This window comes from Lonsdalea quercina subsp. quercina, assembly GCF_000688695.1.
GTDB lineage: Bacteria > Pseudomonadota > Gammaproteobacteria > Enterobacterales > Enterobacteriaceae > Lonsdalea > Lonsdalea quercina_D.
In genome coordinates this window covers 222,325-234,247 of the sequence record NZ_JIBQ01000010.1, presented here as the reverse complement: position 1 = coordinate 234,247, position 11,923 = coordinate 222,325, and the positions used below count along the sequence as shown (strand labels likewise).

Below are 11,923 nucleotides of genomic sequence, written 5' to 3'. Positions count from 1 at the left end.
AACATGACGCGGCGTCTTTGTGTCTGGCGTCCGCGCGGCGAATGCGGCGCGGACAAGGTGAGATTAGAACGAGGTACGTTTGTACGTGCGGTACTGTGGGTGCCAGAAGTTGTGCTCGATCGCCTTGATCAGCGCTTCTTCGGAGGTCACTTCCGCTACGCCGTCTTCTTGCGCCATCTTGGCGACTTCCAGCGCAATGTGATGCGACACTTCCTGAATTTTCTCGATCTCCGGCAGCAGGCCGCCTTTGCCTTCGTTCGCCAACGGTGAACAGTCGGCCAGCGCGCGACTGGCTGCCATCAGCATACCGTCGGTGATGCGACGCGCGCCGCTTGCCAGCACGCCGAGACCGATGCCCGGGAAGATATAGGAGTTGTTGCACTGGGCGATCGGGTAGATCTCGCCTTTATGCGTGACGGGAGCGAACGGGCTGCCGGTCGCGACCAGCGCCGTACCGTCGGTCCAGTTGAAGATATCTTCCGGTCGGGCTTCCACGCGCGAGGTCGGGTTGGAGAGCGGCATAACGATAGGACGCGCGCAGTTGCTGTTCATCTCACGGATGATCTCTTCCGTGAACAGCCCCGGCTGGCCAGAGACTCCGATCAGCACGGTCGGCTTGGCGTTTTGCATCACTTCCAGCAGAGAAATCGCGTCGCTGCTGACATCCCAATGCGCGATTTTCTCGCTCTTCTGCACCAGCGGACTTTGGAAGTTGAGCAGGTTAGGCAGTTTATCGGTCAGCAGGCCGAAACGGTCGACCATGAAGACGCGTGACCGCGCTTCTTCATCGGTCAGGCCCTCGGCCACCATCTGGGCGATAATCTGCTCTGCGATGCCGCAACCGGCGGAGCCAGCGCCGAGGAAGGCCACGGTCTGGTCGCGCAGCTGGCTGCCGGCGGCACGGCTGGCGGCAATCAGGCTGCCCAGCGCCACGGCGGCGGTGCCCTGAATATCATCGTTGAAGCTGCAGATTTCATCCCGGTAGCGTTTCAGCAACGGCATGGCGTTGCCCTGCGCAAAGTCTTCAAACTGCAGCAGGACGTTCGGCCAGCGGCGTTTTACCGCCTGAATGAATTCGTCCACAAAGGCGTAGTACTCGTCGCCGGAAATACGCGGATGACGCCAGCCCATGTAGAGCGGATCGTTCAGCAACTGCTGGTTGTTGGTGCCGGCATCCAGCACGACCGGCAGCGTGTAGGCCGGGCTGATGCCGCCGCAGGCGGTGTACAGCGACAGCTTACCGATAGGAATCCCCATGCCGCCGATACCCTGATCGCCCAGACCCAGAATACGTTCGCCATCGGTCACTACGATGACTTTCACGTTCTGTTTCGTGGCATTCTGAAGCATATCGTCGATATGCTCACGGTTCGGGTAAGAGATGAACAGGCCGCGCGCGCGACGGTAGATATCGGAGAAATGTTCGCAGGCTTCGCCGACGGTTGGGGTGTAGATAATCGGCATCATCTCACTCAGGTGACCCTGCAGCAGTCGGTAGAACAGCGTCTCGTTGGTATCCTGAATGTTGCGCAGATAAACATGCTTTTCGATGTCGTTTTTGAAGCCTTCGTATTGACGCCAGGCGCGTTCGGCCTGTTCTTCAATGGTTTCGACCGCTTCCGGCAGCAGGCCGGTCAGGTTGAAATGGGATCGTTCTTCTTCGGTAAAGGCGCTGCCTTTGTTCAGTAGCGGAAATTCGAGAAGGATGGGTCCAGCATAAGGTATGTAGAGAGGGCGTTTACTTTCGTATTCTAATTCCATGACTTTTAGCTCTTTTTTTTAGGGGTAACAGAAATGGGTTCAGGTGCAGCAACGAAATGAAGTGTCTTTAAAATCTTAAAGAACCCACTGAATATGTACAGGCAATGTTAATTAAAATAATTACATATGACTTGCATTCAACTAAAAAGTGAGCAAGGTCACACCCTGTTTGGCCTTGGGCAACAATCACGTAATAACAACGTACCGTAAATCAACATCTCTCAAAGCCCCTAACATGGCCTGCGTGGCGCTCCACTGACTGATGACGGCCTGTTGACGTTCGACCAGCACCGCATGACGCAAATCTGCGGTTTTTTCCCCTGACAGATTCATCAGGTTCAGCGCCGCCTGTAGCGGCGGCAGGCTGGGGTTGAAGGCCGCATTTTCAGCGTAGCAGCCGGTGTAGATCGCGCCCGAGTACGTCTGCAGGGCGATGCCGCTGTAGGCCTCCGTATACGGCGCATGGCTGCGGTTGGCCGCCGCCAGCGCGGCCTGTACTAACGTGTCTTCGCTATACAATCTTAACCCGTGATGTACCTGGTCCATCAGCAGCGTGGCGACATTCAAATCTCGCGGGCCGAAGGCGTCGGGCAGATAGTGAGAAAGAGGCTGAGGCGAGCGTTCGGGCAGGCTGATACTCAGCGTCGCCGCGGAGTTCAGTTCGTTGATGAACTGACGGCAGTGGCCGCAGGGCGAATAGTTGACGGTCAGCGTGCGCAGTGCCCGCTCGTGACGGAGCCAGGCATGGGTGATAGCGCTTTGCTCTGCATGGACGCTTTGTTGCAGCGGCATGCCGGGAAATTCCATATTGGCGCCGAAATAGAGGTTGCCGCTGGCGCCCTGCGCGACCGCGCCGACCTGAAAATGCGAGATCGGCGCGTGGGCGCAGGCCGCCGCCAACGGAAGCAGCATCAGCGCGAGCTGTGTTTCATCAACTTGACCGGCGAGGCGGAGACGTCCAACGTCCGCGGCGGACAGCCATGCGGCGAAATCTCCCCGATTAAGCATCGGCGTGAGCACCGCCTGCATCGCGTCGGGCAACTGACTGAGTGCGGCGTGAAACCGTGATTGCATCTACGTCCCCCTTTTCATTCTTCTTTTTTCAAGCATAGCGGACAGCCGAAGTTGAATCGCATAAATGTGATCTTTAGCACAATGACATGAAACGGAATGAAAAGCTGAGTGACAATATTAATCAAAATATGACTCGCGTGAGCGCTCATCCGCACCAGCCGGAGAGCGCTCCTGTCTTTAGTGCGCCATCAGCAACAGCAGCGGGAAGACGAACGGGGCGAGCAGCGACGTCATAATGCCGCAGATCACCAATGCCAGCGAACTGAACGCGCCTTCCTGAAAGTCGACTTCCGCGCAGCGGGCGGTGCCCAGGGCGTGGGACGCGGTGCCCATCGAGAGTCCGCGCGCCGACTTCACCGTAATCTTGAGCCGATTGAGCAGGCTGTGTCCCATTACCGCGCCGAGGATCCCGACGAAAATCACGCAGACGGCGCTAATGGCGGGAATGCCGCCTATCGAGCTGGCGACCGCCATCGCGATGGGGGTGGTGACGGACTTCGGCAGGACCGACGCGGCGATTTCCGGCGTCGCGCCCAGCCACAGCGCCACCAGCGTGCCGCTGACGATCGCGGTCAGGCTGCCGACAAAGCAGACGGTAATAATGGATTTCCACCGGGCGCGAATTTGATGAATCTGCTCATAAAGTGGGAACGCCAGCGCGACCACGGCGGGCTGCAACAGGTTGTTCAGCACTTCGCTGCCTTTGAAATAGTGTTCATAAGGAATGCGTAGCAGCAGCAGGACGGGAATAATGATGAGCATGGACACCAGCAGCGGATTGAGCAGCGGCATGTTCAGTTTAATCGCCACCCGACGCGCGCCGAAGAACACCAGCAGCGTCAGCGGCAAGGACCACCATAAATAGGTCAGCATTGCTCTTTTTCCTTAGCTGCCCGCGGGGTTCCCGGCAGCGTCCTTTCCCTGTGCATGATCTGGGTGCAGTACCCAACAACCACCATCACTATCAGCGTGCTGATCAGGCAGGAGACGACGATGGGACCAAACTGGCTGCGCAATAGATCGAAATAGCTCATCACGCCGACGCCGATAGGGACGAACAGCAATGCCATATAGCGGATCAGCACGTGACAACCGGGTCGGACCCAGTCGGCGGGAAGGATTTGCGAAGAGAGCAGGGCGAAAAGGATCAGCATGCCAATGATGCTGCCGGGGATGGTGATAGGCAGTAACGCGGATATCGTATTGCCTGCGTAAAGGCACAGGTAAATCAATACGAAAGCGCGTAAATACTGCCAGCAGAGTGTGATCGTATTACGCATGGAAGGATTCCTGATTATCTGGGGGAATTTATGATAGCGCTAACCGAAAGCCGGTGCTACGGGTTGCGCAGCACCGTTTCCCCCATTGGGAAACCAAGGCGTTTTCGTCGCTAAACCGGGGTTTTGTCGAACAATTCACTCTGCGACAAGGCTTCGGCGATCGCATTCGTGAGTCGGGATAAGGATTCCGCTGAAATAATATACGGCGGCATGAGGTAGATCAGTTTGCCAAATGGCCGTATCCAGACACCTTTGTTAACAAAAAAGCGTTGCAGCCGCGCCATATTCACCGGCGCGACGGTCTCCACCACGCCGATGGCGCCCAAAACACGGACATCAGCAACGCGCGGAGAGGCGGCCAGAGGCAATAACTCAGCGCGCAGCTGCGCTTCAATCGCCGCGACCTGAGACGACCAATGTCCCTCTTCCAACAGCGCCAGGCTGGCGTTGGCGGCCGCACAGGCGAGCGGGTTCCCCATAAAGGTGGGTCCGTGCATAAAGCAGCCCGCCTCGCCGTCGCTGATGGTGTTGGCGATGTGTCGGGTGGCGAGCGTCGCGGACAGCGTCATATAGCCGCCGGTGAGGGCTTTACCGAGGCACAGAATATCCGGCGTGATGCCTGCATGTTCGCAGGCGAACAGTTTGCCGGTGCGGCCGAAGCCGGTGGCGATCTCATCGGCGATGAGCGGGATGCCGTACTGGTCGCACAGCTGTCGCACCCGGCGCAGATACTGGGGATGATAGAAGCGCATGCCGCCAGCGCCCTGCACGATCGGCTCCAGAATCACGGCCGCGATGCTCTCCGCATGCTGTTCAACGATCGCCGTCAGCGAATCGCCGTCTTCTTCCCGCCACGTTTCGCCAAAGCGACACTGCGGCGCATCCGCGAACAGATGCGGCGGTAAATACCCCTGATAGAGGCTGTGCATCGAATTCTGCGGATCGCACACCGACATCGCCCCCAGGGTATCGCCGTGATAGCCATGACGCAGCGTCACAAACTGACGACGCGACTGTCCCTGCGCCTGCCAATACTGCAACGCCATCTTCATGGCGACCTCGACCGCCACCGATCCGGAATCCGCCAGAAAAACGCACTCCAGCGCATCCGGCGTCATCGCCACCAGCCGTCGGCACAACGCGATGGCGGGCGCATGGGTGATGCCCCCGAACATGACGTGGGACATCTGGCCCAGCTGTTCCGTGACGGCCTGATTGATGCGGGGATGGTGATAGCCGTGGATCGCGGCCCACCAGGAGGACATGCCGTCTACCAGCTTGCGGCCGTCTTCCAGCTGCAGCTCCACGCCGTGTGCGGCGCTGACCGGATAGCAGGGCAGTGGCTGGGTCATGGACGTATACGGATGCCAGATATGGCGTTGGTCAAACTGGAGATCGTCTGGAGTGATCATAACTTGTCAACTAAATCTAATTCAATTTGGTTGACAGTATATCCCCATAAATTACACTGACGAAATCTTTTTCACCCGGAGTTGTAGTGATGTCAGAACGAGTTCAATGGACGTTGGAACAGGCGCAAGACCTGTTTAATAAGCCCTTTCTGGAGCTGATGTATGAGGCGCAGACCGTTCACCGGCAGCATTTCGATCCGCGCCAGGTTCAGGTCAGCACGCTGCTGTCTATCAAGACCGGCGCCTGCCCCGAAGACTGCAAATATTGCCCCCAGAGTTCCCGTTATCGTACCGGCATCGAAACCGAGCGTCTGATGCAGGTTGAGCAGGTAATGACCTCCGCCCGTCAGGCCAAGGCCGCAGGCTCGACCCGTTTCTGTATGGGCGCCGCCTGGAAAAACCCGCATGAGCGCGACATGCCCTATCTCGAAGAGATGGTGCGCGGCGTGAAAGCGCTGGGAATGGAAACCTGCATGACGTTGGGGACGCTACAGGGCGATCAGGCGGAGAGACTGGCGGAAGCGGGGCTGGATTTCTACAACCATAACCTCGATACCTCGCCGGAATTCTACGGCAGCATCATCACCNCCCGCACTTATCAGGAACGTCTGGATACGCTCGGCAAAGTGCGCGAAGCGGGGATCAAAGTCTGTTCCGGCGGGATCATCGGTCTGGGCGAAACGGTGCGCGACCGCGCCGGTCTGCTGGTGCAGCTGGCCAATCTGCCGACGCCGCCGGAGAGCGTGCCGATCAACATGCTGGTCAAGGTCAAAGGTACGCCGCTGGCCGAAAACGAGGACGTCGATCCGTTCGATTTCGTGCGTACCATCGCCATCGCCCGCATCATGATGCCGACGTCGCACGTCCGTCTGTCCGCCGGGCGCGAACAGATGAGCGAGCAGACGCAGGCCATGTGCTTTATGGCCGGGGCCAACTCGATTTTCTACGGCTGCAAGCTGTTGACGACCCCGAACCCGAAGGAAGACAAAGATCTGCAGCTGTTCCGCAAGCTGGGACTCAACCCGCAGCAGACCAGCACCGAGTACGGCGACAACCAACAGCAGCAACATCTGACCGAGCAGCTGATGAACGCCGACACCGAGCAGTTCTACAACGCGGCGGTCTAAATGGGCTGGCAGCAACGTATCGAACGGGCGCTGGCGCAGCGTCGCGAGGAGGGCGCCTACCGTCAGCGTCAGGTGAATGAAGGCGGCGGCGGGCGCTGGCTGGAGACCAACGGTCGCGGCTATCTGAATTTTTCCAGCAACGACTATCTTGGCATCAGCCAGCATCCCAGCATCGTGCGCGCATGGCAGCAGGGCGCCGAGCGTTTCGGCGTGGGCAGCGGCGGTTCGGGACATGTCACCGGCTACAGCGTCGCACACGAAGCGCTGGAGCGGCAGCTGGCGGACTGGCTCGGCTACGATCGCGCGCTGCTGTTCATCTCCGGCTATGCCGCCAATCAGGCGGTGATCGCCGCGCTGGCGGACGCGGGAGATCGCATTCTGGCGGACAAACTCAGCCATGCATCGCTCTTGGAGGCGTCCGCTTTGTCCCCGGCCACGTTGCGCCGTTTCCCGCATAATCAGCCGGAAGGGCTGGAACGCCTGTTGCGCGCGCCGTGCGACGGCCAGACGTTGGCGGTGACGGAAGGGATTTTCAGTATGGACGGCGATGCGGCGCCGCTGTCGGCACTCCAGGCGGCGTGTCGTCGGCACGGCGCCTGGCTGATGGTCGACGATGCTCACGGCATTGGCGTGCTGGGCGAACAGGGGCGCGGCAGCTGCTGGACTCAAGGCGTCCAGCCTGAGCTGTTGATCGTCACCTTTGGCAAGGCGTTCGGCGCCAGCGGAGCGGCGGTCCTCTGTCGCCACGACGTCGCGGAGTATCTGACCCAGTTTGCTCGCCATCTTATCTACAGCACTTCTATGCCGCCTGCGCAGGCCTGTGCATTGAGCGCGGCGCTGGAGGTGGTGCGCCACGGTGACGATCTGCGACAAAAACTGGCGGACAACATCGCCCGCTTTCGTCGCGGCGCCGCCGGGCTGGCTTATCAGTTGCAAACCTCCCAGAGCGCGATCCAACCGCTGATCGTCGGCGACAATCACCAGACGCTGGCGCTGTCTCAGACGCTGCGAGAGCAAGGGCTCTGGGTCGGCGCGATGCGACCGCCGACGGTGCCGCCGGGCACCTCTCGTCTGCGCATCACCCTGACGGCGGGTCATACGCCGCAGGATATCGACCGGCTGCTGGAGGTGTTGCATGACGCCGTCTGAGGCTCCTCACAAGCAGGCGATTGCGCGGGCGTTCGGCCGCGCCGCCACGCACTACGACCGTTTTTCCGAGTTGCAGCGAGAGAGCGGGGAGCGGCTGATGTCGTTGCTCGACGAACACGCCGGACAGGAACTGCTGGATGCAGGCTGCGGAACGGGCTATTTCAGCCGCCGCTGGCAGGCCCAGGGCAAAAGCGTTACCGCGCTGGATCTGTCGTCGCAGATGCTGGCGGAAGCGCGGCAGCGGGCGTCGGCATCACACTATGTGCTGGGCGATATCGAACATCTGCCGTTGCCGACAGCCAGTGTGGATCTGAGCTTCAGCAACCTGGCGATCCAGTGGTGCGACGATCTGTCTCGCGGACTGGGCGAGCTATACCGCGTGACGCGGCCCGGCGGGGCCGTCGCCTTCTGCACACTGGCTCAAGGTACGCTGGCGGAGCTGGAGAACGCATGGTTGCAGCTGGATGGCTCGCGCCGGGTCAACCGCTTCTTGACCGTGCCGGAGATCGAAGCCGCCTGTCAGCCCTACCGCCATCGGTTGGTTAGCGCGCCGATGACCTGCTATTTCCCCGACGTGCTGAGCCTGATGCGCTCGCTGAAAGGCGTGGGCGCGACCTGGCTGCACGAGGGGCGGCCTTCGCGCGCGATCAACCGGGAACGACTGCGGGCGCTGGCGGAAGTCTATCCGCGTGAGCCGCAGGGCTACCCTCTGACGTATCAACGAATTCTGGGAGTGATTGAACATGACTGAGCGCTGGTTCGTGACCGGCACGGACACCGACGTGGGGAAAACCGTCGCCAGCGCCGCGCTATTACAGGCGGCAGGACGCGCCGGGTATCTTACCGCGGGCTATAAGCCGGTGGCCTCCGGCTGCGAGATGACGCCGGAAGGGCTGCGCAATCGGGATGCGCTGTGGCTGCAAGCCAACAGTCGGCTGGCATTGGCCTATGACGAAGTCAATCCGCTGGCCTTCGCCGAGCCGACGTCGCCCCATATCATCAGCGCGGAAGAGGGACGTCCGATCGCGTTTAACGCCCTCAGCGCCGGTTTACACGCGTTGACGGCACGTTCGGAGTGGGTGCTGGTGGAAGGGGCCGGCGGGTGGTTCACGCCGCTTTCCGGCCGGCAGACCTATGCGGACTGGGTGGTGGAAGAACAACTGCCGGTCATTCTTGTGGTCGGCGTCAAGCTGGGTTGCATCAATCACGCCATGCTGACCGCGCAGGCCGTGCAGCAGGCCGGGCTGACGCTGGCGGGGTGGATAGCCAATGATGTCGCCCCTCCGGGGAAACGTCATCAGGAATATTTGCAGACGCTCCAGCAGTGCATTCCTGCGCCGATGCTGGGCGAAATTCCACATTTGACCCATCCTGAGCCGCGCCAAGATCTGGGACAGTATCTGAACCTGGCCGCGCTTCGGGTTTAATGGGCGACAAAATGGCTAGAGACGCTAAAAATTGATAGGAAAAATCATCTTGAAAAAAACTTTTTCATGGTGATTTTGAGTGCTTTTTTTGACGTTAATCAACACTCAAGCGCCTTTTTTCGCCTCGCCGGATCATCATTCCGTCAGAAAATAAACTTTAAAAAAATGATTGCGTCCCCATACCGTGAGTCGGGGTCGCTATCTCCAACTCAGGACCACCGGGCTCTTGTGGGAGTTATCCACCATTTCTGTGGATAACTGTGTGTATGAGGATTAGAAAAACTCATCCAGACGAGAGCTGGCGCGGGTTTTACTCGGGTTGACGGTATTCTCGGCTTTTTGCTCTACGCAATAAAAATCAATAAGTTAATTAAAATCAAGCGCCATTTATCGCGCCGCTGGCGAGTTGTGTAAATTCCGGTCAACGTTCAAGACATTCTTATGTCACTGCGGTGACAGCTGGGGATAAGATGCATTTTCGCGCTGGCTAAGGGCATCGCGATATGCTACTGCGGCACACCAAACTTGAGGCTGTGGTTATATCCAGTATCATGTGGCTGGCAATCAACCCGATCGCTTCCCATACTGAGGAAGTCGACATTGTGACCGACCGACGTTTTTTCATCTTCTCCAATCAGGTAGCCCAGCTCATGAGTAAAGAATTTAAACTGCATTCCGCCTACCAACCCGCAGGCGACCAACCGGAAGCGATCCGCAGGCTCAAGGAGGGGTTGGAAGACGGCCTGGCGCACCAGACGCTATTGGGTGTGACCGGTTCAGGCAAGACCTTCACCGTGGCTAACGTGATCGCCGATCTCAACCGGCCGACAATGGTGCTGGCGCCCAATAAAACCCTGGCGGCGCAGCTGTATGGCGAAATGAAGGAGTTCTTCCCTGAGAACGCTGTGGAATACTTCGTCTCTTACTATGACTACTATCAGCCGGAAGCCTACGTGCCGAGTTCAGACACGTTCATCGAAAAAGATGCGTCGGTAAACGAACATATCGAGCAGATGCGCCTCTCCGCCACTAAAGCGCTGCTGGAGCGGCGCGATGTCGTGGTGGTGGCTTCCGTCTCGGCCATCTATGGTCTGGGCGATAAAGCGCTGTATCTGAAAATGATTCTGCACCTCTCGCAGGGCATGTTGATCGGTCAGCGGGATATCTTGCGCCGGCTGGCGGAATTGCAGTACGCCCGCAACGATCAGGCTTTCCAGCGCGGCACCTTCCGGGTGCGTGGCGATGTCATCGATATCTATCCGGCGGAATCGGACGACGTGGCGCTGCGCGTCGAGTTGTTCGACGACGAAGTGGAACGACTGTCGCTGTTTGATTCCCTGACCGGGCAGATCATCAGCAACGTGCCGCGTTTTACCATCTATCCCAAGACGCACTACGTCACGCCGCGCGAGCGCATCTTGCAGGCGATGGAAGAGATCAAGGATGAGTTGGCCGACCGCCGCAAGGTGATGCTCGCCAATAACAAATTGCTGGAAGAGCAGCGCCTGATGCAGCGCACCACGTTCGATCTGGAGATGATGAACGAGCTGGGTTACTGCTCCGGCATTGAAAACTACTCCCGCTACCTGTCGGGTCGCGGCCCGGGCGAGCCGCCGCCGACGTTGTTCGACTATCTGCCGGCGGACGGTCTGTTGGTGATCGATGAATCCCACGTCACTATCCCGCAGCTGGGCGGGATGTATCGCGGCGACCGGGCGCGCAAGGAAACGCTGGTGGAGTACGGTTTCCGTCTGCCGTCGGCGCTGGACAACCGGCCGATGAAGTTTGAAGAGTTTGAGGCCCTCGCGCCGCAGAGCATCTATGTCTCGGCGACGCCGGGCAAGTACGAACTGGAGAAGTCCGGCGGCGAAGTCATCGATCAGGTCGTGCGTCCTACCGGTTTGCTGGACCCCATTATCGAAGTGCGGCCGGTGGCCACGCAGGTGGACGACCTCCTGTCGGAAATCCGCAAGCGCGTCGCCATCAACGAGCGCGTCTTGGTGACGACGCTGACCAAACGGATGGCGGAAGACCTGACGGAGTATCTGGAGGAGCACGGCGAGCGCGTGCGCTACCTGCACTCGGATATCGACACGGTAGAGCGGGTGGAGATCATCCGCGACCTGCGGCTTGGCGAATTCGACGTGCTGGTTGGGATCAACCTGCTGCGAGAAGGGCTGGATATGCCGGAGGTCTCGCTGGTGGCGATACTGGATGCGGACAAAGAGGGCTTCCTGCGTTCCGAACGGTCGCTGATCCAGACCATCGGTCGTGCGGCGCGTAACCTGAATGGTAAGGCGATTCTTTACGGCGACAAGATCACTCCGTCGATGGAGCGGGCGATCTCGGAAACGCAGCGACGCAGAGAAAAACAGCAGGAGTACAACGAGCAACACGGCATTGTGCCGCAGAAGCTCAATAAGAAAATCGGCGATATCCTGCAGATCGGCCAGTCGCCGAACAACAAAGGCAAGGGCCGAGGCCGTCAGGCCGCCGAGCCGGATGCCCGCTACGCGCTGTTGTCGCCGAAGGCGCTGGAGCAGAAAATCGCCGAGCTGGAGGCGCAAATGCTCAAGCACGCGCAAAATCTGGAGTTCGAGGAGGCCGCCAGCCTGCGAGACGAGGTTCAGGCGCTGCGGGCGCAGTTTATCGCCGCCTCTTAACGGCGGCATGATTCCTTCCCAAGTTAACAG

Annotated in this window: 10 protein-coding genes; 5 read left to right on the top strand and 5 right to left on the bottom strand. The window is 59.3% G+C overall.

Annotated features, from left to right (window positions below; all coding sequences use genetic code 11):
* Positions 1-63 precede the first annotated feature (63 nt).
* From SB13_RS11970 to bioA, 5 genes are all read right to left on the bottom strand, one after another.
* Entirely contained in the window at positions 64-1,761 is a 1,698-nt protein-coding gene (locus SB13_RS11970) for an NAD-dependent malic enzyme (RefSeq protein WP_026740586.1), read from the bottom strand.
* 186 nt (positions 1,762-1,947) lie between these two features.
* Positions 1,948-2,835 carry a cytidine deaminase gene (gene cdd / locus SB13_RS11965; RefSeq protein ID WP_026740585.1) on the bottom strand — a complete coding sequence of 296 codons (888 nt, stop codon included), beginning with the start codon at positions 2,833-2,835 and terminating at the stop codon, positions 1,948-1,950.
* 177 nt (positions 2,836-3,012) lie between these two features.
* Positions 3,013-3,708 carry a CidB/LrgB family autolysis modulator gene (locus SB13_RS11960; protein ID WP_026740584.1) on the bottom strand — a complete coding sequence of 232 codons (696 nt, stop codon included), beginning with the start codon at positions 3,706-3,708 and terminating at the stop codon, positions 3,013-3,015.
* Positions 3,702-4,115: a CidA/LrgA family protein gene (locus tag SB13_RS11955; protein ID WP_026740583.1), complete on the bottom strand. Its 414-nt coding sequence runs from the start codon at positions 4,113-4,115 to the stop codon at positions 3,702-3,704. Before SB13_RS11955 ends, SB13_RS11960 begins: the two co-directional genes overlap by 7 nt.
* Positions 4,116-4,225: 110 nt before the next feature.
* Entirely contained in the window at positions 4,226-5,527 is a 1,302-nt protein-coding gene (gene bioA / locus SB13_RS11950) for an adenosylmethionine--8-amino-7-oxononanoate transaminase (protein WP_036150608.1), read from the bottom strand.
* Between the two features lie 89 nt (positions 5,528-5,616).
* On the opposite strand from bioA, the gene bioB reads away from it, so the two are divergent.
* The 5 genes from bioB to uvrB all read left to right on the top strand — a co-directional run bounded on the left by bioB (position 5,617) and on the right by uvrB (position 11,893).
* On the top strand, positions 5,617-6,654 hold the full coding sequence (gene bioB, locus SB13_RS11945) for a biotin synthase BioB (protein WP_026740581.1): 1,038 nt from the start codon (positions 5,617-5,619) through the stop codon (positions 6,652-6,654).
* Complete coding sequence (gene bioF, locus SB13_RS11940) at positions 6,655-7,803, top strand: 8-amino-7-oxononanoate synthase (RefSeq protein WP_026740580.1); 1,149 nt, start codon at positions 6,655-6,657, stop codon at positions 7,801-7,803. It abuts the gene before it with no gap.
* Entirely contained in the window at positions 7,790-8,554 is a 765-nt protein-coding gene (gene bioC / locus SB13_RS11935) for a malonyl-ACP O-methyltransferase BioC (protein WP_026740579.1), read from the top strand. The genes bioF and bioC overlap by 14 nt, the downstream gene beginning before the upstream one ends.
* Positions 8,547-9,230 (top strand): dethiobiotin synthase, encoded by a 684-nt coding sequence (gene bioD, locus SB13_RS11930; RefSeq protein ID WP_026740578.1) that lies wholly within the window; start codon positions 8,547-8,549, stop codon positions 9,228-9,230. The genes bioC and bioD overlap by 8 nt, the downstream gene beginning before the upstream one ends.
* A 650-nt stretch (positions 9,231-9,880) precedes the next feature.
* Positions 9,881-11,893, top strand: a complete 2,013-nt coding sequence (gene uvrB / locus SB13_RS11925; protein ID WP_026740577.1) for an excinuclease ABC subunit UvrB — start codon at positions 9,881-9,883, stop codon at positions 11,891-11,893.
* Positions 11,894-11,923 lie beyond the last annotated feature (30 nt).